The organism is Paenibacillus woosongensis (genome assembly GCF_030122845.1).
Lineage (GTDB): Bacteria > Bacillota > Bacilli > Paenibacillales > Paenibacillaceae > Fontibacillus > Fontibacillus woosongensis_A.
On the sequence record NZ_CP126084.1, the window covers coordinates 345,671 to 371,294 of the forward strand.

Annotated in this window: 21 protein-coding genes and 1 pseudogene; 10 read left to right on the forward strand and 12 right to left on the reverse strand. The window is 52.0% G+C overall.

Translation table 11 applies throughout. The features are described 5' to 3' along the window. Positions 1-270: 270 nt before the first annotated feature. The gene (locus tag QNH46_RS01625; protein ID WP_283926626.1) at positions 271-1,143 is read right to left on the reverse strand and encodes a TetR/AcrR family transcriptional regulator; all 873 of its coding nucleotides are present in this window, start codon (positions 1,141-1,143) and stop codon (positions 271-273) included. Positions 1,144-1,302: 159 nt separating this feature from the next. On the opposite strand from QNH46_RS01625, the gene QNH46_RS01630 reads away from it, so the two are divergent. Continuing rightward, entirely contained in the window at positions 1,303-2,802 is a 1,500-nt protein-coding gene (locus QNH46_RS01630) for a DHA2 family efflux MFS transporter permease subunit (RefSeq protein ID WP_283926627.1), read from the forward strand. Between the two features lie 104 nt (positions 2,803-2,906). On the opposite strand, the gene QNH46_RS01635 is transcribed toward QNH46_RS01630, so the two are convergent. Continuing rightward, positions 2,907-3,623 carry a MerR family transcriptional regulator gene (locus QNH46_RS01635; protein WP_283926628.1) on the reverse strand — a complete coding sequence of 239 codons (717 nt, stop codon included), beginning with the start codon at positions 3,621-3,623 and terminating at the stop codon, positions 2,907-2,909. On the opposite strand from QNH46_RS01635, the pseudogene QNH46_RS01640 reads away from it, so the two are divergent. The 5 genes and pseudogenes from QNH46_RS01640 to QNH46_RS01660 all read left to right on the forward strand — a co-directional run. After that, positions 3,556-4,233, forward strand: a pseudogene (locus QNH46_RS01640) (ATP-binding cassette domain-containing protein); the annotation flags it as partial. The gene QNH46_RS01635 and the pseudogene QNH46_RS01640 overlap by 68 nt on opposite strands. Positions 4,234-4,680: 447 nt before the next feature. Further along, on the forward strand, positions 4,681-6,582 hold the full coding sequence (locus QNH46_RS01645; protein ID WP_283926629.1) for a sialate O-acetylesterase: 1,902 nt from the start codon (positions 4,681-4,683) through the stop codon (positions 6,580-6,582). Between the two features lie 44 nt (positions 6,583-6,626). Then, on the forward strand, positions 6,627-7,238 hold the full coding sequence (locus QNH46_RS01650; RefSeq protein WP_283926630.1) for a hypothetical protein: 612 nt from the start codon (positions 6,627-6,629) through the stop codon (positions 7,236-7,238). A gap of 586 nt (positions 7,239-7,824) precedes the next feature. Continuing rightward, on the forward strand, positions 7,825-8,397 hold the full coding sequence (locus tag QNH46_RS01655; RefSeq protein ID WP_283926631.1) for a DUF1349 domain-containing protein: 573 nt from the start codon (positions 7,825-7,827) through the stop codon (positions 8,395-8,397). 84 nt (positions 8,398-8,481) lie between these two features. Continuing rightward, the gene (locus tag QNH46_RS01660) at positions 8,482-11,280 is read left to right on the forward strand and encodes a glycoside hydrolase family 3 C-terminal domain-containing protein (protein WP_283926632.1); all 2,799 of its coding nucleotides are present in this window, start codon (positions 8,482-8,484) and stop codon (positions 11,278-11,280) included. Between the two features lie 113 nt (positions 11,281-11,393). On the opposite strand, the gene QNH46_RS01665 is transcribed toward QNH46_RS01660, so the two are convergent. From QNH46_RS01665 to QNH46_RS01710, 10 genes are all read right to left on the reverse strand, one after another. After that, positions 11,394-12,623: a sugar efflux transporter gene (locus QNH46_RS01665; RefSeq protein WP_283926633.1), complete on the reverse strand. Its 1,230-nt coding sequence runs from the start codon at positions 12,621-12,623 to the stop codon at positions 11,394-11,396. Between the two features lie 20 nt (positions 12,624-12,643). Beyond that, entirely contained in the window at positions 12,644-13,414 is a 771-nt protein-coding gene (locus QNH46_RS01670; protein ID WP_283926634.1) for a class I SAM-dependent methyltransferase, read from the reverse strand. After that, a complete protein-coding gene (locus QNH46_RS01675) occupies positions 13,411-14,574 on the reverse strand; it encodes a glycosyltransferase family 2 protein (protein WP_283926635.1) in 1,164 nt (387 codons plus the stop codon). The genes QNH46_RS01670 and QNH46_RS01675 overlap by 4 nt, the downstream gene beginning before the upstream one ends. Next, entirely contained in the window at positions 14,571-15,665 is a 1,095-nt protein-coding gene (locus QNH46_RS01680) for a cysteine peptidase family C39 domain-containing protein (RefSeq protein WP_283926636.1), read from the reverse strand. The genes QNH46_RS01675 and QNH46_RS01680 overlap by 4 nt, the downstream gene beginning before the upstream one ends. Continuing rightward, a complete protein-coding gene (locus QNH46_RS01685; protein WP_283926637.1) occupies positions 15,662-16,492 on the reverse strand; it encodes an HAD family hydrolase in 831 nt (276 codons plus the stop codon). Before QNH46_RS01685 ends, QNH46_RS01680 begins: the two co-directional genes overlap by 4 nt. A 15-nt stretch (positions 16,493-16,507) precedes the next feature. Then, positions 16,508-18,124: an amino acid adenylation domain-containing protein gene (locus tag QNH46_RS01690; protein ID WP_283926638.1), complete on the reverse strand. Its 1,617-nt coding sequence runs from the start codon at positions 18,122-18,124 to the stop codon at positions 16,508-16,510. An 82-nt stretch (positions 18,125-18,206) separates the two neighbouring features. Further along, positions 18,207-19,262, reverse strand: a complete 1,056-nt coding sequence (locus QNH46_RS01695) for an iron-containing redox enzyme family protein (RefSeq protein ID WP_283926639.1) — start codon at positions 19,260-19,262, stop codon at positions 18,207-18,209. A gap of 49 nt (positions 19,263-19,311) precedes the next feature. Continuing rightward, a complete protein-coding gene (locus tag QNH46_RS01700; protein WP_283926640.1) occupies positions 19,312-20,457 on the reverse strand; it encodes an acyl-CoA dehydrogenase family protein in 1,146 nt (381 codons plus the stop codon). A gap of 19 nt (positions 20,458-20,476) precedes the next feature. After that, positions 20,477-21,568, reverse strand: a complete 1,092-nt coding sequence (locus QNH46_RS01705) for an acyl-CoA dehydrogenase family protein (RefSeq protein ID WP_283926641.1) — start codon at positions 21,566-21,568, stop codon at positions 20,477-20,479. A 101-nt stretch (positions 21,569-21,669) separates the two neighbouring features. Next, the gene (locus QNH46_RS01710) at positions 21,670-21,936 is read right to left on the reverse strand and encodes an acyl carrier protein (RefSeq protein ID WP_283926642.1); all 267 of its coding nucleotides are present in this window, start codon (positions 21,934-21,936) and stop codon (positions 21,670-21,672) included. A 187-nt stretch (positions 21,937-22,123) separates the two neighbouring features. Between QNH46_RS01710 and QNH46_RS01715 the strand changes: the two genes are divergently transcribed. From QNH46_RS01715 to QNH46_RS01730, 4 genes are all read left to right on the forward strand, one after another. Next, positions 22,124-22,921 carry a prolipoprotein diacylglyceryl transferase gene (locus QNH46_RS01715; protein WP_283926643.1) on the forward strand — a complete coding sequence of 266 codons (798 nt, stop codon included), beginning with the start codon at positions 22,124-22,126 and terminating at the stop codon, positions 22,919-22,921. Between the two features lie 85 nt (positions 22,922-23,006). After that, entirely contained in the window at positions 23,007-23,759 is a 753-nt protein-coding gene (locus tag QNH46_RS01720) for a PspA/IM30 family protein (RefSeq protein WP_283926644.1), read from the forward strand. Between the two features lie 34 nt (positions 23,760-23,793). After that, positions 23,794-24,825: a TFIIB-type zinc ribbon-containing protein gene (locus QNH46_RS01725; RefSeq protein ID WP_283926645.1), complete on the forward strand. Its 1,032-nt coding sequence runs from the start codon at positions 23,794-23,796 to the stop codon at positions 24,823-24,825. Further along, the gene (locus QNH46_RS01730) at positions 24,822-25,607 is read left to right on the forward strand and encodes a TPM domain-containing protein (protein WP_283926646.1); all 786 of its coding nucleotides are present in this window, start codon (positions 24,822-24,824) and stop codon (positions 25,605-25,607) included. Before QNH46_RS01725 ends, QNH46_RS01730 begins: the two co-directional genes overlap by 4 nt. The last annotated feature ends 17 nt before the right edge of the window (positions 25,608-25,624 follow it).

Below are 25,624 nucleotides of genomic sequence, written 5' to 3' on the forward strand. Positions count from 1 at the left end.
GAAAATGACCATGGAACGCATCGATTTGCTACCAATAAGGTCCGCTGTGTCCGTTGGCTCTAGAAAAAGCGGAGTTTTTGTGAAATAGCGGAACCAGGGTCCGTAAGGATCAGCAGTTAGCTGTCCAGCAACTCAGCAGTTCACCAGCTCAGCAAATCACCAGTTCACCAGAACGCCAGCTTACTCCAAAAAAATACCGCCCAACAGGCAGCTGATGCAGCTGTTAGGCGGTATTTATGCATGTCCCACTTGTTTCACCAACCAACTCATCTATTGCCTCATATATCTCCAGATCATGGTCATAATATCCTTAGCTTGGTCGTAGCCGTCAGAGCCCCTAAACGCTTCGATATAAGGCTTCAGGAGGGCGTTGACGACCGCTTCACGCAGAGGCTGCTGCTCGATTTCATCGTATAGCGCTGCTGACAGTTCGGCCTGCGACTTCGTGAATCTAAGCTGGCATGCGAAATCATCCAGTGCCTGTAGAATATCCTCCTGCTTGACCTCTTCCTGCGTCAGCTGTCCTTTCATCACATGCAGCTTCTCGTCGTCGATGACGGAGGTGTTCTTCTCGATCAGGCACTCGATAATATGGTTCATGTAATGCAGCAATACCGTACCCGCGACATCTTTTGGATCGAGTTGCTGATTGATATTCTTGGCTGTAAACAGCAGGTGCTGCTGAATCCCCATAAATATCACGGCGGCCTCGAAGGCAGAGCGGCGCAATTTCTCGCCGTACACGTCAATCAGGCGCTCCGCGAGCCAGCCGATTTCAATGATGCGGTGGTACATGACATATTGCTTCATTTCTTTATCTCGGGAATGCAAAATTTCCTCAAACAAAGCGGACAACCCGTATTTCTGGCTCGTTTGCGAGATCATCGCGATTTGCTCGATTAAGACATGAATATCGCTGGGATCCTTGCCGATCTGCAGTTCGCTTCTTTTCATACGTGCTTCGTAACGCAGCTTCTCTAATACGGCGCTGACGCAGTCGTTTTTCGAGGAAAAGTAATTGTAGAACGTCCCTTTGGAGATGCCAGCGCGTTCAATGATATCTTGAATAGAGGTTTGCATGATTCCCTGTTCAATAAACAGGGCAAAAGCATGGTTCACCACTTGCATTTTACGTCGATTCATGAGCTCCTCCGTACAACTTGATACCAACAAGTATACTACGATGCTTCAGAAATACAATGTGAATTATACCCTGGGTACAAAAACTTGATTTAATTGTACCGATGATATAAAATCATCAAGTAACTTTAAATTTTATATAGAGATAGGAGAAACATCAGGATGAGCGAAACTGTAAAACAGTTGGAAAAACCGCCCTATTTAATGATAGGCTTGTTATTCTTTGCAACCTTCGTTGCCTTTCTTAATAACTCATTGCTTAATGTCGCTTTGCCGACGATCATGCATGATTTCCGCATCGATTATTCCGCCGTTCAGTGGCTGTCTACCGGCTACATGCTGGTCAGCGGGATTTTGATTCCCGTATCGGCCTTTTTGCTGACGAAGTTCACGAACCGCAGTTTGTTTATTACGGCATTATCCATTTTTACTTTAGGAACCTTGATCGCGGCCTACTCGCCGAACTTCGGCTGGCTGATCGCGGGACGGATGACCCAGGCTGCTGGATCCTCTGTCATGTCGCCATTGTTGATGAACATCATGCTCATCAGCTTCCCGCGGGAGAAGCGCGGCGCAGCTATGGGGGTATTCGGTCTCGTTATGATCGTAGCTCCGGCCATCGGACCGACGCTTTCCGGTTATATTGTGGAATACCACGACTGGCGCCTGCTGTTTGAGATGATTCTTCCGTTTGCGGTTATCGCGCTGCTGCTGGCCATCTGGAAGTTCCGCAGTGTGATGCCAACGAAGGAGACCAAGCTGGACTACCTGTCGGTGGTGCTCAGCACGATCGGTTTTGGCGGTTTGCTGTACGGCTTCAGTGACGCAAGCAGCGCCGGCTGGGGCGACCCTGTCGTCGTAACCTGCATCGTTGCCGGTGTTATCGGAGTCGCGCTGTTCGTCATTCGTCAGCTGCGCCTTGACATTCCGCTATTGAACCTGGGCATTTATAAATATCCGATGTATTCGATGGCTGCCATCATTTCGGCCGTCAATGCGGCGGCCCTGTTCTCGGGTATGATCCTGACGCCAGCCTACGTGCAAAATGTGCGCGGCATTACACCGCTGGATTCCGGTCTAATGATGCTTCCGGGTGCTATCGTTATGGGGATTATGTCCCCGATCACAGGGAAGCTCTTCGACAAGTTCGGACCGCGTGTGCTCGGTTTTATCGGCTTGACCATTACCGCTATTGCTACGTTTATGATGTCCAAATTCGATTTGGAGACGACGTATAGCCACATCATCATGCTGTATTCCCTGCGTATGTTCGGGATCTCCATGGTCATGATGCCAATTATGACCAACGGCTTGAACCAGCTGCCTACGCGCCTGAATCCGCACGGTACGGCGGCGAACAACACGATTCAGCAGGTTGCCGGGGCGATTGGCACCGCGATCTTCGTATCGATCATGAACTCGAAAACGAAATCGAGCGCGGCCAGCCAAATTGCTGCCATGGATCCAACTGCAATTACGGATCAAGTGAAGGCCCAAATCGGCCAAACGGCCCTGCTTGAAGGGATTCAATATTCCTTCCTGATTGCAGCTGCGACGACCGTGGTTGCACTGGTGCTTACGCTGTTCGTCAAGCGCGTAGACGTAAGCAAGGCGGCTCTGGCGAAGCTGGAGAGCGAGCCTGAGCCTAGCACGGCGAAGTAATTGAAATAACATGGGTTTATCCAATAACAAACTCGAAGCCCCGGTCTTAGGACCGGGGCTTCGAGTCTTTTTTACAAGCCGATATGGTAGATCCGGGGAAGCTGCTAACCGCTGTTTCGTTTGAGCATATCAATGAGCTTATAGAGATAGTGCGCGCCGCGAAGCTGCTGTTCGATTTGCACATCCATATAAGCCAATGAATCCATGGTAATTCTTCGGACCTCGGACAGGCTTTGCTGATTGATTGTCTCCATGATCCCGCGGACCGTCTCCAGCAAGTAAACAGAGGACTGTACGGTTCTAATAATTAATAACCGGCGGATATCGTCGCGATGATATCGCCGATAACCGCTCTCGGGATCGCGGTCAGGAGCAATCAAGCCCTCCTTCTCCCAGTGCCGTAGTGTGGTAGCAGGCACACCTATTTCCTTCGCGACTTCCCCGATGGTATACCACTGCTTCTTCCGGCTGGCAAGGAAGCTTTCCATTTGGTCCGGCTTCAGAATCTCCAATGCCTGCAGGGCTTGCTGTTTCTTCTGATACAGCTCGGCTTGCACCCGGTTGATCTCCCACAAAGCTTCCGTAAATTTCTTCTGCTGAAGCATCGGCATAACCTTCCGAACCAAGGCCATGCCGAATCCCGGATACATCGCCCGGATACACTTAAAATAAGCCTCATGTTCTTCCGTATAGATGCGATAGCCATTGGCACCCCGCTGTGGAGGCGGAACAATCCCCCAAGCTTCGTAATGCCGCAATGCCTTCGCCCAACGGAAGGAAGCCAGGCAGCGGAAGCTGACGGCCAAGCATTTCTCCTTCAATACGGAGGGCGGACGCTGCGAGAACTGTCAGGGGCTTGGGTATGTCCCGATGAACATGCTGTTTTTCCCGGATCTGGAGGTAACATGTCCGGTTTGCCATGGACAGCGCTTCAAGCAGGAGGTACTGGCCGTTCAATATAACGGGTATTCCATCAATCAAATTCTGGAGAGCTCTGTACAGGATAGCTTGGATATTTTTAAGGAGGAAGGGAAAATCCGCTCAATCCTTGCATTGCTGGTGGAGATTGGCTTGGGCTATTTAAAATTGGGGCAGTCGCTGACGACGCTCTCCGGCGGGGAAGGACAGCGGTTGAAGCTGGCGAAGGAGCTGATGAGGACATCGCAGACCAGTACCCTCTACTTATTAGACGAGCCGACGACAGAACTGCACCCGAGTGATGTGAAGCCATTATCCAAGCTGCTGGATCGCCTCGTGGATGCAGGCAATACCGTGATCATTGTCGAGCATAACAGCGAGCTGATCAGAGCTGCGGACTGGATCATTGATCTAGGCCCGGAAGGGGGACGACAAGGCGGTCATATCATCGCAGAAGGGACGCCGGAAGCGGTCATGAAGCATGCGAGCTCGCATACCGGCCGGTATTTATGATGATGAATGAACACAGGCGACGTATTGACGATTGAATATACAACTTGTAAATAGGCATTAATCCAAAGACTTGTTTTACTAAGACGCCCCTCGCCTGAACGAGGGGGGGGGGGGCTAGCATTCATGATTCTGTTCAATCCACTGTTTGCACGACAGGTCTACATAAGAAGGTCAATAATAATTCCGATAGTACATTGTGGTTCTGGTACCATTTGGAATTCGGTCAGGTTGGATAGATTGTCCAGCCGCTGTACAGCTCAATAAGTCCGGTGGCTGGAGAATTGGCCGCCTCGCGTCTCATTTATGAATGAACTTGAAATTTTGGGGCTTGATCTTTAAAATGAGCCATTTCCCTAGGCATGCGAATGAAGTAAGATCGAATCAAGCGTACCTATAGAAGAGTGTTAGGGAAGAGTGTCTATGAATAGGTACCCAGGAAGAGTGGCGATGAAGATACCACCTATGGAAGGGGGGCGGTCGGGGATGAAGCTGCATAGCATGCTCAGCGACGGGATGGTGCTCCAAAGGGACACCCATGTGCCGATTTGGGGAACGGCCGGGAATGGGGAGGAGATCCGGGTTTCTTTTCTTGGCAAAACATACAGCACAGCGGCGGATGTCTCCGGGCACTGGCGGGTTGAGCTGGAGAAGCTGGAGCCGGGTGGACCATACGAGATGACGATATGGTCGAGTCAAGCGGAGCTGGTCGTTCGCGACATTCTGGTCGGTGATGTCTGGGTGCTCGGCGGACAGTCCAATATGGAGCTGCCGGTGCGGCGGACGCTGGACCTGCTCGCGGAGGAAGTAGCCAGCGTCAATCTGCCGCGGATTCGCCAGTTTGCGGTACCGCAGACGTACAATTTTCAGGCGCCGCAGCAGGAGCTGCCAGGCGGGCGGTGGATCGCGGCTGCTCGGGAGGATGTACTTCATTTTAGCGCGGTCGGGTTCTTTAGTGCTCGGGAGCTATATGAGAAATATCAGGTGCCTATCGGACTCGTGCAAACGGCGGTCGGCGGGACACCGATTGAAGCCTGGATGAGCGAGGGGACGCTCAGAGAGGTCGGCGGCTATGAAGCCGTTTTGGAGCAGTGCAAGGACGATGGCTACGTGAAGGAGACGATGCGCAAGGATGAAGAGCGCAGCCGCCTCTGGTACAGCCATCTGAACGATACCGACCTGGGGCTGCAGGAAGGCTGGTTTGATGCCGTGTGCGATACGGCGGATTGGGAGCTGACTGAGGTTCCAGGCTCTTGGTCGGGCGGCCGGCTGGAGCCGCTGCGCGGGGCAGTCTGGTTCCGCAAGGAAATCGATGTGCCCGCCTCCATGCTGGAGGGCGGGGTTATGCTCAAGCTGGGAACGATTGTGGATGCGGACGATACGTATATCAACGGGGTGTCCGTGGGCAGCACCGGTTATAGGTATCCGCCGAGACGCTATCCTGTTCCTCAGGGGCTATTGAAGCCGGGGCGCAATACGATTGTCGTTCGCGTTGTCAGCAACCAGAATACCGGGGCCTTCGTGCCGGACATGCCGTATAAGCTGGTTGGCAGCGGACAGGAGCTTGATTTGCGGGGGATGTGGCAGTATCGGGTCGGGACGAGCATTGAAGCACTGGAGCCGAGTACTTTTTTCCAGTACAAGCCTTCCGGCGTCTATAACAGCATGATTGCTCCTTTGCGGGAATATCCTGTTAAGGGCATTCTCTGGTATCAAGGGGAATCCAACACCGGGCAGCCTGCGGGATACCGCAAGTTGTTCGCGGCACTGGTTCGGGACTGGCGGCGGAATTGGGGAAGCGCTGACCTTCCGTTTATTTATGTGCAGCTTGCCAATTTTGGCGAGGGGGACGATGCTCAAGTGAATTGGGCGGAGCTGCGGGAGGAGCAGCGCAGAAGCCTGGAGGTGCCGAATACTGCGATGGCGGTAACCATTGATGTCGGGGAGTATAACGATCTGCATCCGCAGGATAAGAAAACGGTCGGTCAGCGGCTTGCATTATGCGCCCGGAAGCTGGCCTACGGCGAGGAGCACTTGGTGCACAGCGGGCCGATGTACACAAGGATGGAGCAGCGTGATGGCGCGATTGTCCTGTATTTCGACCATGCCGGCAGCGGGCTGATTGCGGGCGGGGGGAGCGGAGAGCTTCGTGGATTTGCAGTCAGCGGCCCGGATGGACGTTTCTTCCCGGCGCAGGCGGTCATTTCCGGCAACACGGTAATTGTCCGGCATGAGGGGACTTCGCAGCCTGTCCATGCGAGGTATGCCTGGGCGAACAATCCGTCGGGGGCGAATTTGTATAACCGGGAGGGGCTTCCGGCGTCGCCGTTTACTACGAGCGGATGTGACTGAATGAAGTATTCTTTGAGCTTTTAAAGACGGATAGGGGGAGTAGCATGAAGAAGCCAGTTCTGATATTGACTCTGGCTGCGGTATGTCTTTTGTCGGCTTGCGAGAAGGAAAATAAGGGTTTCGCAGGCTCGGACTCTGTCATCGAACAGCCGAATTCCGGACAACAGAATCTCGAACGGCAGAATTCGGAGCAGCCGGACAAGATGGATCATGATACTCGCATGGAAAACCTCTTTGAGCTTAAAGAATACAATGGCGTGCCAGAAATGAGGCTGGAATGGGGAGATCAGCAATCGCCTGCTCAATTTCACAGAGATCCCTTATTACCGCTAGGCCTCTATCTTCCTGACCAGATGGAAGTTTATGAATTTGAGGACGGCAACAGGTGGGGATACGATGGAGGGAAGCATTATATTTCTATCCTTGAATATGATGAAATTTATCTGAGTGACTTAACCCTGCAGAATAAGGAATTGGGCAAATATAAGGAATATGCGGGGTCGAAGCTAGAAGGCAATGTCGCCATGGATGGCTTTGTAGTCGAGAAGGATCATAAGAAATATTTCGTTGAGCTGATTTATTTTACGAATGAGCAGGTGAATGCACTTCCGATGTTTGTAGAAGTAGCGAGGCATATCCGTCATATACGGGATTAACTTCACGCGAAAATATCAAAAGGGCACAGATCGTGCGAGCGCATGCGGGTAAGATGGTAGGATAGAGATTTTGTAAGCAGTTCGCTTCAATTGTATCATATGAAGGGCAGCGCCTACCTTCGGCCGTAAGGTTGGGTAGATTGAGGAGGCCCTGGATCAAGAGGACGCTGATCGAGCACGAACGGTGGATACCATCATATGGCGGGAACCATCACAAGGTGGGGGGAACGATCCCTTTGCCCTCGATTGCTCCGGCGATCTAGCGGACTGTAGATCCGCTATTTTCCCAAAAAATCGCCAATTCCGAAGTTAACGGACCGCAGTTCCGCTATCAAGGGGAAATTGGGGCAAAACGTGTTCATATAGGCTGTATAGCGGAACCAGGGTCCGTTCAGCATATCAATTTCGGTCAAAAAATCGAAATAGCGACCCGTGTGTCCGTTAGCATCAGGCCCGGCAGATCATGGCTTCCCATATGGACCTCCTCTCCACTAAAATTCAAGCAGCTTGAAGCTGAGTTAGCGTCTGTTAGGGCTTCCAAATATGCGGTATACTAAAGAAAATTACATGTTAGGAGAGAGAGCATATGCACCCATTCGACAAGTGGCTGAATGAATCCCAAATCATTGAGAAGGATCAATTGCTCCAAATTCCCGCACCAGGAAATACCGATTATTTCATTAATCCGGAGTCCGGGGAAGTCAAGAACAATGCGCCATTTCTATATACCGAGGTCCAGGGGGACTTTGTATTGCGCGCTAAAGTAAGACATGATTTCATCTCTACCTACGATGGGGCGGCGCTCTTTATCATGGATCGCGATAACCGCTGGGCGAAGCTATGCCATGAATACAGTGATTTTGGTACATATACTGTGGTTAGTGTCGTGACGGACGGCGTGTCGGATGATGCCAACGGAGTGAACCTGGACGATAAAAGCGTATGGCTGCAAATCGGCAGAAAAGGCGACGCATTCGCCATGCATTACTCCACGGACGGGGCGAACTACCGGATGGTCAGAGTATTCAATCTGAAGGCTTCCGATACGCTGAAGGTGGGAATCGTTTCCCAATCGCCAACCGGTCAAGGGCTGGTCAGTGATTTTTCCGATATTCAGCTGGAACGGGTAACGATGGAGAACATCAGAGCCGGTAAATAACCGCCTTGATTGGCGAGGGTTGTAACCGCTTCAATTATGCGAATTTATTATTAAGTTTATAAAAAGACATAGGGAGAGAAAAAAGTGACGACGAGCAAATTGGGAATTCCACTAGAAGGCTTTGCTGAATTTAGTAGGAAAGTAGCTGCGGAAGGCGCCGTGCTGTTAAAAAATGAAGGACAAGCTCTTCCGCTGAAAAACAATGAGAACGTGGCAATTTTTGGCCGGATCCAGGTCAACTATTATCGCAGCGGTACAGGCTCGGGCGGCAGCGTAAACGTCGCTTATACGACCAATCTGCTGGATGGCCTTCGCAGCAAGAAGAACATAGCCGTCAACGAGGAACTGGCGGCCGTATACGAGAAATGGATCGAACAGAACCCGTTCGATAATGGCGGAGGCGGCTGGGCGGCAGAGCCTTGGCACCAGAAGGAGATGCCGCTCACCGATGAGCTGGTGCGCGAAGCGAGAAGCAAATCGGATAAGGCGATCGTCGTCATCGGACGTACCGCGGGCGAGGACCAGGATAACGCTGATGAGCCGGGCAGCTATCAGCTGACACCGGAGGAGAAGACCATGCTGAAGCAGGTTACCGCCCATTTCGAGCAGACGATTGTTGTGCTGAACGTCTCCAATATTATCGATATGAGCTGGATCGATGACGCCGATTACGCGCATCCGATTTCAAGCGTCATTTATGCCTGGCAGGGCGGCATGGAAGGCGGCAATGCCATTGCCGACGTATTGGTGGGCGACGTGACGCCGAGCGGCAAGTTAACCGATACGATCGCTTACTCCATCGAGGATTATCCTTCGACCCGCAACTACGGGAACGAATTCAAGAACATATACCAGGAAGACATTTATGTAGGGTATCGTTATTTCGAGACGTTCTGCCCGGATAAGGTGCAGTTCGAGTTCGGCTACGGCTTGTCTTACACGGAATTCCGGATTGAGCCGGAGGAAGCAAAGATTGTTGCCCGGGAAGGAGAGTCTAGCGTGGAAATCGGCGTGACCGTAACGAATACGGGCAGCGTCTATGCGGGCAAAGAGGTCGTTCAGGTCTATTATGAAGCTCCTCAAGGCCAGCTCGGCCAGCCGGCCAGAGCCTTGGCCGCATTTGGCAAGACCAAGGAGCTGCAGCCGGGTGAATCGCAGCGCCTGACGCTGATCTTCCCTGTCCATGCCATGGCCTCTTATGACGACGGCGGCGTAACCGGTGCGCCTTCCGCTTATGTGCTGGAAGCCGGAGTGTACCGTTTCTATGTCGGGAATAGCGTTAAGAATGCAGCGCATGTCACGGTTGAGGGGCAGGAAGGCTACGAAGTGGCGGCCCTTCAAGTGGTGGAGCAGCTGGAGGAGGCGCTCGCCCCGACGGAGGATTTCACCCGCATGAAGCCGGGCGCCCGGAAGGAAGACGGCTCCTATGAGCTTGCCTTCGTGGCCGCGCCGAAGCAGAAGATTTCCCTGGCCGAGCGGATTGAGAAGAATCTGCCGCAGAGCTTGAAGCAAACGGGAGACCAGGGCTATAAGCTAAGAGATGTCCATGACGGCAAAGTAAGCATGGAGGATTTCATTGCTCAGCTTAGCGACGAGGATCTGGCGACGATCGTGCGGGGAGAGGGCATGGTCAGCCCGCTGGTGACGCCGGGTACGGCATCGGCCTTCGGGGGCGTCAGCGATCGCCTGCTGAGCTACGGTATCCCGGTCGGCTGTACGGCGGACGGCCCTTCCGGCATCCGGATGGACAGCGGGGATAAGGCGACCCAGGTCGCTATCGGCACGCTGCTGGCCGCGACCTGGAACGTGGAGCTGGTTGAAGAGCTCTATGTCATGGAAGGGCAGGAGCTGCTAAGAAACAACATTGATACGCTGCTTGGTCCCGGGCTTAACATCCGGCGCAGCCCGCTGAACGGGCGCAACTTCGAGTATTTCTCCGAGGACCCGCTGATTTCCGGGGCGTTCGCCGCAGCTTGCACCCGGGGGATTATCAGAGGCGGATCTTACGCGACGCTGAAGCATTTTGCCTGCAACAACCAGGAGAAGCACCGCAGCAAGGTCGATGCGGTCGTGTCTGAGCGCGCGCTGCGGGAAATTTACCTGAAGGGCTTTGAGATTGCCGTGAAGGAAGGCGGAGCCAATTCGATCATGACCTCGTACAACCCGGTTAACGGGCATTGGGCCGCCTCCAATTACGATTTGAATACGACGATTCTTCGCGGGGAATGGGGCTTTAAGGGCATCGTCATGACGGACTGGTGGGCGGTCATGAACGACGTCGTCCATGGCGGCCAGGCGGACCGGAAATATACGAACTGGATGGTTCGCGCGCAGAACGACCTGTATATGGTCGTCACCAACTACGGCGCAGAGGTCAATGCGTATGAAGACAATACGCTCGAATCGCTGAGCAATGGCACGCTGACCCGCGGAGAGCTGCAGCGCTGCGCGATGAATATTTGCGCGTTTCTCATGCAAGCCCCGGTATTCGCCCGGAAGCAGGAAATCATTGAAACGGTGCATGCCTTCAAAGCGAATCCAGCTTTAACGCCGGAGCAGGCGCAGGTTCAGGTGCAGGAGCTGTCCCGCGATGCGCAGATCAAGCCTTCAGCCACAGGCCCGGCTTACGTGAAGGTGGATCAGGCCGGACAGTATCGGATTATCGTCAACATCATGTCTCCTGAGCCGGAACTGGCGCAGAGCGTATGCAACGTCATGCTGAACGGGCAGCCGATGGTGACCATCCAGACGAACGGCACGGAGGGCAAATGGATCCGCCAGAAGCTGGTGAAGGTCGAGCTGGAAGCGGGCCTGTACGAGCTGACGCTCGATTTCCTCAAGCCAGGCCTGCAAATCGGCTGGATCGAGTTTAATCTGATCTGAACCGCGGCGAGGACGGAATATGAATAGAGATCATGGAGCACCAAAAATCCGGGATGATGTCATCATCCCGGATTTTTGTCATTCACTTATGTGTTCGCTGCATGAGGCAGGATTCACGTCGAAACGGAATTATGCTCCTCTATCGCCTGTACTGAGGACTCCCGATCTGTTAGCAGCAATAGGAAAGCTATAGCTGCCATGACGGCACAGACTATAAATACGATGCGGAAGCCAAACCACTCCGCGACGCTGCCGGCGATAATTCCTCCAAGCATATTGCCGATAACCGAGGTGTTGGAATATAACGTTGTTGCGGTTCCGGGCTCCTGCGGGAGCAGGTCCTGAAAGTAACTGATGCCCAGCCCCATAACGATCGATACGGCGACTGCGCTTAGGAACTGCATGGGAACGATAGCCCATACGATCGGCGTGACGGCCACCAGGGCATAGTAAGCAATCGCAAAGACCGCCCCGATCTTGATCAGCTTGGATTTACGGTATTTTGCCGCCAGAATGCCCACTCCGATCAGCAGGGGAATCTCCACGGCCGCGGCTACGCTGAACAGCACCCCTACATCGGACTGGCTGCCATGGAGCGTCCGGGTTACATATAGCGGAAGGTTCACCAGGCTCATGGTCGAGGCTACGCTGAGCAGGATGAAGGAGCCCAATACTCCCGCAATGCGCGGCTTCAGGAGAAATTTCCTTAAATTCACGGGCGCTTCGTTCTTCTGAGCGGTCTCTTGGCGGTTCGAGTTCTTCAGAAAAATCAGAACGAAGAGGAATACAATGCCGTAAGTCACGGCGGCTGAGAGGAATAACCCCTGAAAGCCGGCCGAGGCAAGCAGTACAGCAGCAATTGCCGGGCCGATGACCCATGCGAGAGAGAAGAACATCCTTAACGTATTGATGGCCATGTCGGCTTGCTTCGAGCCGCTCCGGTTCACTTCTTCACGCGCATAAGCGAACATCTGCGGAAACGCAGAGGACGCCGTGCCGAGACATAGAAAGGAAACGGCAAGCAGAACGTAATAATTCCTAACGTAAATGAACAGTATGTAGCCGATGATCGCCGCGCTAACCGAGAGGATGATCACCCATTTCCTTCCCCAGTATCGATCGGACAGCCTGCCAAGCACTGTGCTGATCAGCACGCTGGATGCGGCGGTAACAGTCATGAAATAGCCTAGATAGGAGGGGGACATGCCCACCTCATCTACGCCAAATAAGGACAGGAAGGGATAGGTAAAGGAAATACATATCCCTAGCAGCAAGGTCGAAATAATGAGAATAGTGTAGTTCGGGATCGAGAATAAAGCCCATATTTGTTTTAGCTTATGCAAAAGGCTTCCTCCTTCTCGCTTCAATGCTTGATTGCAGCGATACGAATTCTTTTGTAGTCTGCAGACCAGATCTGACCGTCGAATAGAAGCGGCTTCGCCCGATTCATGATCAACGCGTAGGCCTGCTGCTTCTCGCCTTCGGACAAGCCGCTGAAGAAGTCGCCTGTAAAGGAGGCGAGCCAGTGACGAAGGCCGTTCTCTCCGTCCTCCAGAGGAGTTGGCCGGTCGAAATGCTCGGCATAGGTCACCCGGAAGCCCTGGTGTTCCAGCAAGGTGGTGTATTCAGCAATGCTAGGGAAATACCAGGGATTCCGGTCTGTGGCATCGGGGACGCCAAAGTACTCTTCAAGGACGGCTATCGTATTCTCCGTGATGATGCCTACGTTTCCCTTGCCGCCAAACTCCGCAACGAACCTGCCGCCTGGGCGGAGACAGCTGTAGATCGTCTTAACCACGTCCTGCGCATTCTTCATCCAATGCAGAGCCGCATTGGAGAATACGGCGTCGAAGGCCTCCTCCGGGCGGTAGTTCTCGGCATTGGCGGTAATGAACGGAATATCCGGGTACTTGCTCTTGGCCTGCCGGATCATCTCTTCGGAATAATCCATGCCCGTCACCTGAGCGCCGGCCTTTGATATTTCGTTAGCCAGATCGCCGGTTCCACAGCCGAGATCCAAAATGCGTTCGCCCGGCTGCGGATTCAAAATCGAGAGAATCCCCTTGCCGTATTGCGAGACATAACTTAGCTTATCGTCGTACAAATCTGCATTCCATTGATTCATTGAACTCATGGATGTTCCTCCTTTATCGGCTTGCCGTAATCAACCTGCCTCCATACTCCATATTGAGCTATTTGCCGGAAGATCATTTCCTTCTGAGGATAGCTCGGGGCAGAGTAGTACATGAGGTCGTACTTGCTGGCTGCGCATAACAATGACAGGGAAGTCCGAAAATCTCCGGACTCGTCGATGACGAACACAACCCTCTTATCCGCCTCCCGGATCAGCTCATTCAGAGAAGCATCGTCGAATGGGGAGTGAACGGTGTAGACGCTTACGGGGCCCTTGTAGGGCAAATTGCCATGGGCTGCGCGAACGGCATATTCAAACCGGAGGTAGCTGTCGAACCAGAATAAGCGGATCTCGGGATTGAAAAAGAGCTTCAGCAGCTGGAGCAGCTGAACATCGATGGACGGGTGCAGCTCCTGGAAGGTGTGCAGATTTCTCAGCCAGTTCTGGTAACGGTTCTCGTCGTATTCGCTAGGGTGATACATATGGTAAATGAGCGCATTTTTCGCATAGACGAAGGTTAATCCCTGCTGATACAACCGGTAAGCCAGCTCGCAGTCCTCGAGTCCCCAACCTTTGAAGCCTTCGTGGAACAGCCCGGCTTCTTGAATATTCCGGCGGCTTACGGAGGCATTGCAGGTAAAGAAAAAGTACCAGACGGTCTCCAGATTACTCATTTTCTCTGAAAATGCGTCAATGGCAAGCAGCCGGTCCGCCGGCAGCTGCTCCGGCAGCAGATCCTCACGGAACTCCGTCTTCAGCTTCTCCACATCGAAATCATTCGACGTCAAGTAATTCCGGAAGCCGATCACAACGAGGTCATCTCGCTCCCGATGATATCTCAAATGCTCCTGGATGAAATGCGGAGGCACCAGATGGTCGCCATCCAAAAATATAATGACCTCGCCGTCCGCCTCTGTAAGGCCGAGGTTCCGGGCGGCCGCCCGGGATGAGGCGAGAGACCTGTCGATATAAAAATATTTCAGCGCATATTTAAGGATGAGTTCATGTATGGCTTCGCCTGTTCCGTCGTTCGAGCCGTCATCCACGACAATAACCTCGAAGCTGTCCCCCTCCTCCAGAACCTGATGGTTTAACGTGATCAGGCAGGGAATAATTAATTCGACGCTATTGTAAGTCGGCATAATAATGCTGGCTTTCATCGTATTCCTCCTTTCAACTGCGCATCGGAAGAGCTCATCACAGCCAGCATCCGTTCGAGTAAACTTTGCTCCAGGGGCGCCGTATCTTGAAGAGTCGCAATCATCTTGGAAATGAGCGCAGGATCCTGATTCTGCTGATACATCATGAGCATGAGACGCACCGTTCTCATTCCCTTCTCGACCTGGGCGTATTCGGCGGCGACATCCCGCAAATCCTCCAGCCCCAATCGGGTGATCAGATGATCCAGCCTTGCCTGCATGCAGGTCTTGTGCTCCCACATAATATGGAATGGGCGTATGTCGAAGGCGATGCGGTCCTGCCTCAACTGCTCGAGGTAATTCTCCAAGCAGCTATAGGATTCCATGCCGTAAGCCAGATCGATGGACGGCTGCATATTTCGCATGTCGTGATAGGAATTTCCGGAATTCACGTAAGCGGAAAGCTGGCGACAGGCGTGCTGCAGATCGAAGGGATACACGATATGCGGCCTGTAACGCAGCAAGTAGGTATACTGGCGATGCTCTCCGGCCAATTCGACTTGGCTGAATCCCTGAGCCATATGTTCATAGGGCACGTCAAATTGGGTATATTTCGTCTGGCTCCGGTCTTGTATGAAATCTGCTACCTGAAAAGTCCCGGCCTCGTCGTCATAGCCAAAAATCAAAACTTGATGCGCAAATCGGTTCTTCTGATAGAAAGGAGTATGAGGGATAAAAAACTCATCGATATAGGTAAAAACGTAACACTCCGCATGTATGCATTCTTTCAAGAAAGAGACGCAATCCCGTCCCATTTGGAGTATCCTATGCCGGGATATTTTCTCTGCGCTCAGCCAGGGGATGGAATTCAGGTAATGGCTTAATCCTGTCGTATAGCGCTGCTTGTCAGCTTCATAGATGAGTTCGTCGTAAATGAAGAAGTTGAAAGGTACGCTGCTGTCCTTAAAATTACGGTGGCAATATAATTGAATATAATTGCTGTAGAACCAGTCCGAGCTCTCGGGATAATGGGCGAGGATGCTTAGCACATGACCATGATGGACGTAACCGGTGATCATCGGCGGCTGGATGGGCAACAGAACCGCGCTCAACTGATTAACTCTCCCAAATATTTAGCAACGCCGTCCTCGTCGTTGCTGAGAATAGATTCGTCAGCGATCTGCATGACGCTTTCATGTGCATTGCCTACAGCGATTTTGCGCCCTGCTACAGCAAACATGGAGAGGTCGTTCACATGGTCACCGAATACGGTCGTTGCGGATAAAGGAATTCCTAGGAAAGCAGCCAGTTCCTGAACCATAAGTCCCTTATTCCCCCTTGGATTGGAGATTTGGAGATTGAAGAATCCTTTATTATAGGAATCCTCGAATATGAGCACATCTACGCTGTCTCTATAGGTGGAATCGATCCATTCTTGAAAGGGAAGCAGTTGTTCGTAGGGAGCGATGAAGAATAAATTCAATAAGGTGTCGGAAGGCATAAGCCTCGATTGTTGGGAAACGGGGTGGTGCCACGCCTTCAATTGCTTTATTAAATTGCATTGGGCATGATTCTGCAGCCCGAAATGCATTACAGTCTCTTGTATATTATCATAATTTAGGACTATTGGTAACAAATTATATTTCTTTCCTTTATCTATAATATCGTCTGCGATTTCGAATGCGAGATTGTTGCAAATGATAGGTTTATGCTCGGTAGGATCTACCATTATGGCACCGTTTAATAAAATGGCAGGGAGGCGGAACTGGATTCCGCTCAGTAAACTTCTCGCTGCCGTATACGTGCGAGCCGTGCAGTACGTCAAATTTACCCCTTCATGAATCGCTCTGTTCATGACCGTTCGGGTGTAATCGGATAATTTCAAGTCCGAGCGAAGCAGAGTACCATCCAAATCTGTGATATATAAAGGCTTCAACATATTAATCCCCTCCAGTTATGGCCAATCTGCGGACTGCAAGTGCAAGGACGCTTTGTTATGCTTGATTTGTTCTTCGATATACCGGGCGATCCTTTTCGCGTCCGTTTTGCCGGACGGCAGTTTGGGAAATCCGGTGCATAGCAGCAAATAACGCGGAACCATGTAATCCAAGAGCTTGTCCTTAAGTGCTCCCTGAACATCGGCGAGCTTGCCGAGCTCCGGGTCGCCGTCTTTTAGAATAATTGCGGCCGCTAATACTTTGCCTCGGCCCTCCTCATGAATGATGCTCAGGATGAAATCCTTTACCGAGGGAATCTCCCCGAGCGCCCCTCTGATTTCATTTAAGTTAATGCGATAGCCGAGTATTTTGACCTCATCGTCGCCTCGGCCGATAAAGTGATATAAGCCCTGTTCATCCTGCTGGCAAATGTCCCCGGTCCGGTAATAAACCTCCCCATGGATTGCGACGAGCCGGGATTTCGTTGCTTCGGGATTCGACCAGTAGCCCCGCATGAGCTGGTCTCCGGCAACCAGCAGCTCTCCGCTAACCCCTGGGGTCTCTATGATCTCTCCCGCTTGATCGATCAATAAAGCATTTATGCCGGTCAAAGGCCGGCCGATGGGAAATAAATGATGATCATTCACATTAGCGGCTGTAATCGGGTGAGCTAGGCACACGCACGTAGCCTCCGTCGGCCCATATCCGTTGATGATCGTCAAGGATGGAACCTCCTGGAGCCATCTTTGGATCGACTTGACGTTCAGCACCTCTGCTCCCGTCATAATCCGTTTCAGGCTGGATAAATCCTCTTTGCCAAAATGGGGCTCCTCGGACAGCAATGATAGAATCGGCGCTACTGCCGCAAAGTGGGTAATCTTCCGTCTGGCGATATATTGGAGCACCAGGGAAGGAATCATGAACTCGTCGTACAAGTATACGCTTGCCCCGCAATACAGCGGCAGCAGGGTATCCACGATCGATACATCGAAATAAAAAGGGGAGGTGTTCATGCAGACTGATTCCTCGGTGATGTTCATGAATTCGTTGACCGCCGCAAAGAAGGCCAGCATGCTTCGATGCTCGATCACCACCCCTTTGGGCATGCCCGTTGATCCTGATGTATACATGCAATAAGCCATGTCAGAGATATCTATATCAGGCCAGGCATGGCCTGATATAGAATCTTCCGTTAGATGGCAGGGTCCTGCGTGGAAAGGGGAGATCGACTCCATGGGAATCCGCCTGATCTCCGGATCCAGCCCGGCTGCCTCCCCCAGCATTTTTTCCGGTAAAATTACAGCCTTGGGGGCGATTTCGCGCGCAATGTGCTGCAAGCGGCCTGGCGGGTTCTTAGGGTCTACAGGGACATACCCCACCCCCAAACGCAGGCAGCCGATGATGGCAGCTACCAGTGAGACTTCCTTTTGGGCGAAGCAGATGATCCGATCTCCGCGGGTGATTCCCCATTGGGATAAAGCGGCAGCGCAAGCCAAGCTGTGCTTGTCCAGTTCGGCGTATGTCAGTGAATGCCGGCTGTCCTGGACAGCCATTTTATTCGACTGCTTCCCGGCATAGTATGAAATGCGGCTGCCCAGCGAATCTACAGGCTTCCCTGTCAATGCATCTAGCACGGAAGAGACCTCCCATCTTCATAGAATGGATGCTAATATCCGTTAAACCTAATGAATAGGATCTGGTTGCCGGGTCAAACGTTTATACGCTTACTTTGGAGAAGCGCTCATAAATTTTATTGCAGTAGTCCATTGAGGTGTTTAAGCGTAAGAAGGCTCCCTTTACGATCTCGATTCTGGCTTCAGGGTTGTCCTTGATGATCGGAACAATCGCGTTTTTGACCCATCCATGCCCGTGACGGGTGTCAATTTGGATATGCAGGGTATGGTATTCCCGGCCCTTTTCGCTGATACCGAGGCGTTTGAATCCCTTGACCAGTCTGCTGAAGCGTTTTGGCGCAACTAGTTCGACCGCTCCGAGACAGCCCAAGGCCCGATACAGATTTTTGCGGTACAGGGCGGAATACAGCAGGGTATTGCCTACCGCCAGGGACTGCCAGCTAGCGCCTTCTACTAAAGACAAGGTGTTCGTATCATTCAGGAGCCCCAGCTCGTCCAGCAAATAATTGAACATGACGGTATGAACTTTATCCATTTCACCGTTGCCCATTTCATCCCAGTAATTTTCGGCAAGCTCCATCTTGATCACTTCGCTGGTGCCGATCTGCGCCAGGGCAACCAGATCGTCGAAACGGCTGTCTACCGTAATCTCTTGAGAGAAGAAGTAACTCATTTCCTCCCTGGAGCAGCTTTCCTCCAAATAGGCATACAACTGATGATTGGCTGCTTCATGATCCAGGATCGTCCTCATGAACCAGCGCTGGAATTCCTTGGTGTCCGTCGGAATATCGATATCGGGAAAACGGCTGTCCTCGTAAGCTTCCCACGCTTCCTCCAATTCTTTTTGGATGCGCATAAGCGTAGGATCATACTGGTTGAACACCGGCTTTTGCTCCATCGGGTGAATATTTATGCTATACAGAAGATCCAGAGCCCGGTGCAGGCTGTAGTAAGCAGCTTCCTTGCCCGCTTTGTAATCCTCCACGGTTTGCAAGGCAAGCTTTACGGCTTCATTCGCATCCTCGGGATTTTGTTTCATATGCGAATACAATTCCGGCCATTCAATCAATGCATGGACAAGCTCATGAAATTGGACGCTCGAATCGAGGATCATTTCAGGCAATTGACGGTTAGACATATGGATTATCCCTCACTATTCTTTTGATTTTTTGGGTGAATAACATATCCTAGCACTCTACTCTGGCAATCATGTTCAGCATCATTTCATCGGTTCCCCCGGCTAATGACAGGGCTCTGGCATCGCGGAAAAACAGCGAAATAGGATGGTCGTCCAAATAGCCTTCCCCTCCGAACAATTGCAGGCACTGGTCGGCGACTTTCCTTACCAGCTTCCCGCCTGCGTATTTGGCCATCGCGGCATCGGCCATATTCTCGTTTGGCGTCGACATGTTTCGTATGCATCCATAGCTGAATTGCTTGACGGATTCGATTTCGGTGATCAATTGAGCGAGAGTGAATTGAACATGCTGGTTAGAGCTGAGAGGCTTGCCAAACGTGCGGCGTTTCTTGGCGTGTTCGATGGTGAGGTCAACATGGTAGCGTGCCATCGCGGCCATCCGGATCGCTATAATCGTCCGTTCCTGGAAAAATTGTTTCATTTGAATAAACAGGCCGAATCCCAGTCCGCCTATAACCTGCTGCTGGGCGATCTTAACCCGGTCAAATTCAATTTCTGCGATATCCCCCCGATTGCCCAAAGTTGGCAGGTTCCTGACAACAGCAACGCCAGGCGACGATTTGGGCACAAAAAACAAAGTAGGTGCAGGATCTCCCTGTTTATTGGCCGTTTGGGCAAGGACGCAGTAAGCGTCTGCCGATACGCCATTGCTGATGAAGGTCTTCCGGCCTTGGAGGATATAGCCGTCCCCCTCCTGCACAGCTGTCGTCTGCACATGGCTTAGATCTGATCCGGCATTCTCTTCCGTCAGGGCTAGCGCTAACAACGACTTGCCTTGAATAGCGGAAGGGACCCAGTCCGCCGCCAACTCTTTGCGGGCGTATTTGGCGACCAGGCTTGTCGCTATATCCAGATGGCTGGCAACGGACATTCCGATCGCTCCATTAGGCAGTCTCGCTAATTCTTCATGTAAAATGACGTTATACCAGTAGTCCAACGCTGCCCCGCCATATTGTTCCGGGAATGTTGTTGACAAATAACCAGCTTCGCCTAATTGGCGAAGGATTTGCTTGATTGGGGGAGGATGGCCAGCGGCTCTCCATTCACTTAAATGGGGTCTAATCTCTTGATCGATAAAATGGCGGAGGCCGTTTCGATACGCATCATGCTCCGGCGTAAACGGGTTTATACTCATGGTATCCATCACCTGCAGTTCAGCTTATTTTGCTTATTTTCGCAATTTTGGTCAGCATCATTTCATCAGAACCGGTCGAAATGGAGAACAGGCGGCTGTCCCGGTAGAATCTCCCTATGATATGGTCATCGAGATAAGCGTCTTTGCCGAACAGCTGCAGGCATTCGTCGGCGACCTTGCGGACCAGTCTGCTGGACTGCAATTTGGCCATTGCGGATAACAAGGAGATGTCTCCCTGCTCCTGCCAAATGGAAGCTGCGACATAATTGCATTGGCGGCTCAGCTCGATTTCCGTGCGCAATTCCGCGATCTTGAATTGGATCCATTGATTCTTGATGAGGGGTTCGCCGAAGGTGACTCTGGAGCGGCAGTGCTGGACCGTTAAACGAAGCACCTCGTCAGCCATCGCCGTAGCCCGGCAGGAGGAGATCATATGCTCTTGCGCGAATTGGTTCAATTGGGCGAGAAATCCTCCGCCATCGTTGCCGATCCGGCAGGATGCGGGAACCCTGACGTCATGAAACGATACGCTGGCAACATTGGCGGTACGATGGCCCATCATGCCGATTTCTTCGCTAATTTCGATGCCGGGCAGCGAGCGGGGGACGAATAGCAGCACCATGCCCGTCAGCGGGTTGCGGTCTGGCATGGCTGCAAGCACGCAGTACACATCCGCATCCAGTCCGTTCGTGACGAAATTCTTGACGCCGTTCAGTACATAGTAATCGCTCTCGCGAACCGCTGTGGCTTGGATTGCGGCCACATCCGATCCGGCGGAAGCCTCCGATACGGCATGGCCAAAAACCAAATCGCCCCGAAGCGCGGGGGACAGCAGTTCTTCGCATTGCGCAGCAGTTCCATAGTCGGCCACTAACGGGGCGACCATGTCGTTATGGATGATGATGGCCATGCTGATCCCGGCGGAGGGGATTTTGCCCAGCTCTTCAGCAAATACGATATGCGAGAATATATCTTGATCCTGTCCGCCATATTGGGAGGGATAGCGCAGGCCCAGTAATTCCTGTTGCCCTAGCTTCTTGAGGATGCTTCTTAGCGGGAACCGGCGCTGCTGTTCCCAATCTTCTACGTGGGGGAGAATTTCTTTCTTCATGAAGGCTTGCAGTTTCTGCCGCAGCAGCAGGTGGCCTTCCGAGAAGAAGGAATTTGTGTTTTTTTGCGGATTCAATATTGGGAACTTTTCCGTAGCGGGACTCATAGCTCACTCCCTAACGGCGCCTGAACGGCATTGTGCTTAATATAGTCTGCCAGTCTTCCAAATTCATTCAAGATGTCGATATCGATTTGATTGCCGAAGAAATCAAGGCCGAATTCATGCTGTATGGCCACGATAACTTGAATGATATCCATGGAATCCATGCTCAGCTGTTCAATAAAATTGTCTTCAGCGCAGAATTCGGCATCGGTACCCTTCACCTGGTTGATAATTTGGCTAAGCTTGTTCTCAATTTCATGCTCCACAACATAGCTCCCTCCTTAAAAATACATTAATTATTAAAAAATAGAATTTTATGCTATTTAATATAATACTTTCTAGAATTGTGGTTGGCAATGGCTACATTTGTCGCATTTTGGTAATTTGTCATTCCTATTATTTTCATGTAACTGAATGGATAATTATGCTAATATGTGTCACAGGAATATTGCTATGGCCAATAGAAAGGACGGTACTATGAAAAATGATTTGTTACAAATCGGCCCGGTGACCGTTTACGGATATGGGCTGATGATCGCGATCGGCATTATCGTGGCTTATAGAGTCCTGATTCATAGAGCGGGAACCCGGCAAATCGCACCATCCGATATCGCTACATTAACGCTCCGAGGTTTGCTGTTTGGATTTATTGGCGCTAAGGTGCTCTATTGGATAACGCAATACAGGAATATTATCGATAATCCGCGAATTCTTCTGGATTTATCCGCAGGTTATGTCGTGTATGGAGGGATTATCGGGGGGATCTTGGCGGGTTATGTGTATTGCAGGAAGAAGAGAATGAACTTTTTACAGTGCCTGGATCTTTTTGCGCCATCGATTGCTCTGGCCCAGGGGTTTGGCAGAATTGGCTGTTTCCTGGCTGGCTGCTGTTATGGCGCAGAGACGGATAGCTGGTTTGGCATCATATTTCATGAATCTCATTACGCTCCTAATGGAGTTACACTGGTGCCTACGCAGCTGTTCGAAAGCGCCTTTAATTTTGCCTTGTTTTTTGTCCTCATATATATTGCCAAAAGGGTGCGCCAGACTGGGCTCATCGCCAGCTTGTATCTGCTCTTGTACAGCGTAGGGAGATTCGTCATTGAGTTCTATAGAGGGGATATCATCCGGGGGAATGTCGGTATGCTGTCCACCTCGCAATGGATTGCGATCATTGTATTTATGTTCACCTGCGCTGTTCTGCTGCCCATGCTAATTAAATCTTCTGCCCGTCCATCCACAGCCGAATAAGGCTGTGGATTTTGCATGAAATGAAACCTTTTGGCCGGAATTCATGTATTATAGGTAAATGCCAACTAGCGAGGGGGAACTCTATATGGGAATCTTGTCGAGATTTCGGGATATTATGAGAGCCAACGTCAACTCGTTCGTGGATCGGGCGGAGGATCCGGCGAAGGCCATGGATGAATATATGAGGAACCTGTACAGCGATCTGGGCCAGGTGAAGGCGGAAGCGGCAGCGGTGCTTGCGAATGAGCGAAGGGCCAAGGCTTCTCTGGATGAATGCCAGGCTGAGATCAGGAAGCTGCAGCGTTACGCCGAGAAAGCCGTGGAAGCGGGCAATGAGGATGACGCCCTGAAGTTTCTGGATCGGAAAGCGCAGCAGGCCGCGAAGCTGAATGAGCTGCAAACGGCTCACGAGCTGGCTGCCGCCAAGGCGGCAAGCATGCAGCAGCTGCAGGAGAAGCTGATATCCGACCTCGGGCAGCTGGAGGCACGGCAATCCGAACTGAAGGATAAGCTTGCCTTCTCCCGAATGCAGCAAGGCAGCGGTGCGGGCAGCAGCCTATCTGCCGGCACTTTCGATGAACTAGAGGAGAAAGCGTATCTCGCCGCGGAAGAAGCACTGGCATTGGCCGAGCTTCGGGCTGGAGAAGCACTGGACAATGCTGCTGATCCGGCGGTTCATTTGAAAGACGATAACATGAAGCCGGGTGTAAATGCTGGCTCGAACAATAGCACGAGCAATCGCACAAACTCTAGCACAAACTCTAGCGCCAGCACTTCTGCGAGCGTCGAAGATGAATTAGCAGCAATCAAAGCAAGAATGAACAAGAGGGAATTGTGATGCAAGCTACTTTTTGGGTACCTGAGGTGAGCAAATGCCGGTAATCGACTACAAATGTCCCAATTGCGGCAGCGGCATGGTCTTTAACGGAAGAACCGGAGCATTGACTTGTCAAGGCTGCGGGAGACAAGACAACATTGAACAGCTTCCTGATCCGCTTACGCAGCAGTCATTTTCCGAAAGTCGGGGGAGAGGGTATCACTGCAATAGCTGCGGGGCTGAGGTGATGGCCGACGCGGAGACGACCGCCACGGTGTGCAGCTTCTGCGGTACGGCTGTCGTCCTCGGCGACCGTCTGACCGGGAATCTGGCCCCGGCCAAGGTGCTTCCTTTTCTGATCAGCAAGGAAGAGGCGATGGCGGCTTTCCGGAAATGGTGCAGGAACGGCCTGCTTACCCCCGGTGGATTTATGACCGCGGATCGCGTTAAGGGGATCACCGGAGTGTATGTTCCTTTCTGGCTCTATGAGCTGCATAATCGCGTTGAGGTTCATGGCCATGCTACGAAAGTAAGGACTTATACGCGGGGCGACTATCAATATACAGAAACGCAGCATTTTGCGATATACCGCAAGCTCCGCCTGAATTACGTCAATTTGCCAATTGATGCTTCGCATAAAATGAGCGACGATCTGATGGATAAGCTGGAGCCTTTTCCGTACGAGCGGCTGAAGGGCTTCAAGAGTCCCTACCTCGCCGGTTATACTGCGGACAAATACAGCTATGATGATCGGGAGCTGCTTCCACGGGCCATGGAGAAGATTCGCAGCTATATTGAATCCTCCATTTCATCGTCTGTGTCAGGGTATACTTCCGTCAGCTTCACCAATAAGCAGATCGATACGACCCCGAAGCGGGCCGACTATTGCCTGATTCCGGTATGGATGGTGAAGTACGACTATAACCGGTCGGAGTACTTGTTCGCGATGAACGGCCAGACCGGGAAGGTCGTCGGCAAGCCGCCGCTCAGCAAAGCGAAGGTCTCCGCCTGGTTTGCGGGCGTATCGGGCGTAACCCTGCTATCCCTGAAGCTGATCTCCTGGATGATGGGGGGAGGATTCCTGTGAGAAAGCATTATGCGATATTAACGGTGCTATTTTGTCTCGCTGCATATTTCGCCATTCCCTTTGGAACGTCGGCAGCAGCTGAAACGAAAAAGCTGATCTATGACGAAGCGAACCTGCTCAGCGAAGAGGAGTATATGGAGCTAAATGCGATGGCGAACGAGTACGGAGCCAAGCGGGAAACGGATATGATCATTATTACTTCTAACAATGAGGACAATACCGATGTCGAGCTGATGACGGAGGACTTTTACGATGAGCAGGCGCCGGGTTACGATAAACCCCATGGCAACGCGGTGATTCTGACGCTGGATATGAGGAATCGGGACGTCTATTTGGCCGGGTTCTACAAGGCAGAGGAGTTCCTGGATGACGGCAGGCTTGATCGGATCCGCGAGAAAATTACGCCGAATTTAACAAACGGCGACTATAAGCTGGCTTTTGAAAAATATATTAAAACCGCCCATAAATACATGGGCTTCAAGCCGGGAGTGGACCCGGACAACCCGCTGTTCAACTTTGGCTTCCAGCTGATTGCAGCCCTGGTCGTTGGAGGAATCGTCGTGGGCATTATGACTTACCGCTCCGGCGGCCGCGTTACGGTCAACCGGCGCACCTATGAGGATGCCAGCACTTCAGGGATCGTGGATCGTCAGGATCAATACCTGCGAACGACGACGACGAAGCGGAAGATCGAACGGAGCACGAGCAGCAGCTCGGGCGGCGGGGGCGGCGGCATTACCGGCGGCGGCCATTCGCATAGCGGCAGCAGAGGGAAATTCTAATCGAAGGGACGGGAGAG

Excerpts from the sequence above, each read along its gene's own strand:
- QNH46_RS01625 (WP_283926626.1), bottom strand. The coding sequence starts at position 1,143 with ATGAATCGACGTAAAATGCAAGTGGTGAACCATGCTTTTGCCCTGTTT.
- QNH46_RS01630 (WP_283926627.1), top strand. The coding sequence starts at position 1,303 with ATGAGCGAAACTGTAAAACAGTTGGAAAAACCGCCCTATTTAATGATA.
- QNH46_RS01645 (WP_283926629.1), top strand. The coding sequence starts at position 4,681 with ATGAAGATACCACCTATGGAAGGGGGGCGGTCGGGGATGAAGCTGCAT.
- QNH46_RS01650 (WP_283926630.1), top strand. The coding sequence starts at position 6,627 with ATGAAGAAGCCAGTTCTGATATTGACTCTGGCTGCGGTATGTCTTTTG.
- QNH46_RS01655 (WP_283926631.1), top strand. The coding sequence starts at position 7,825 with ATGCACCCATTCGACAAGTGGCTGAATGAATCCCAAATCATTGAGAAG.
- QNH46_RS01670 (WP_283926634.1), bottom strand. The coding sequence starts at position 13,414 with ATGAGTTCAATGAATCAATGGAATGCAGATTTGTACGACGATAAGCTA.
- QNH46_RS01675 (WP_283926635.1), bottom strand. The coding sequence starts at position 14,574 with ATGAAAGCCAGCATTATTATGCCGACTTACAATAGCGTCGAATTAATT.
- QNH46_RS01685 (WP_283926637.1), bottom strand. The coding sequence starts at position 16,492 with ATGTTGAAGCCTTTATATATCACAGATTTGGATGGTACTCTGCTTCGC.
- QNH46_RS01695 (WP_283926639.1), bottom strand. The coding sequence starts at position 19,262 with ATGTCTAACCGTCAATTGCCTGAAATGATCCTCGATTCGAGCGTCCAA.
- QNH46_RS01700 (WP_283926640.1), bottom strand. The coding sequence starts at position 20,457 with ATGAGTATAAACCCGTTTACGCCGGAGCATGATGCGTATCGAAACGGC.
- QNH46_RS01705 (WP_283926641.1), bottom strand. The coding sequence starts at position 21,568 with ATGAAGAAAGAAATTCTCCCCCACGTAGAAGATTGGGAACAGCAGCGC.
- QNH46_RS01715 (WP_283926643.1), top strand. The coding sequence starts at position 22,124 with ATGGCCAATAGAAAGGACGGTACTATGAAAAATGATTTGTTACAAATC.
- QNH46_RS01720 (WP_283926644.1), top strand. The coding sequence starts at position 23,007 with ATGGGAATCTTGTCGAGATTTCGGGATATTATGAGAGCCAACGTCAAC.
- QNH46_RS01725 (WP_283926645.1), top strand. The coding sequence starts at position 23,794 with ATGCCGGTAATCGACTACAAATGTCCCAATTGCGGCAGCGGCATGGTC.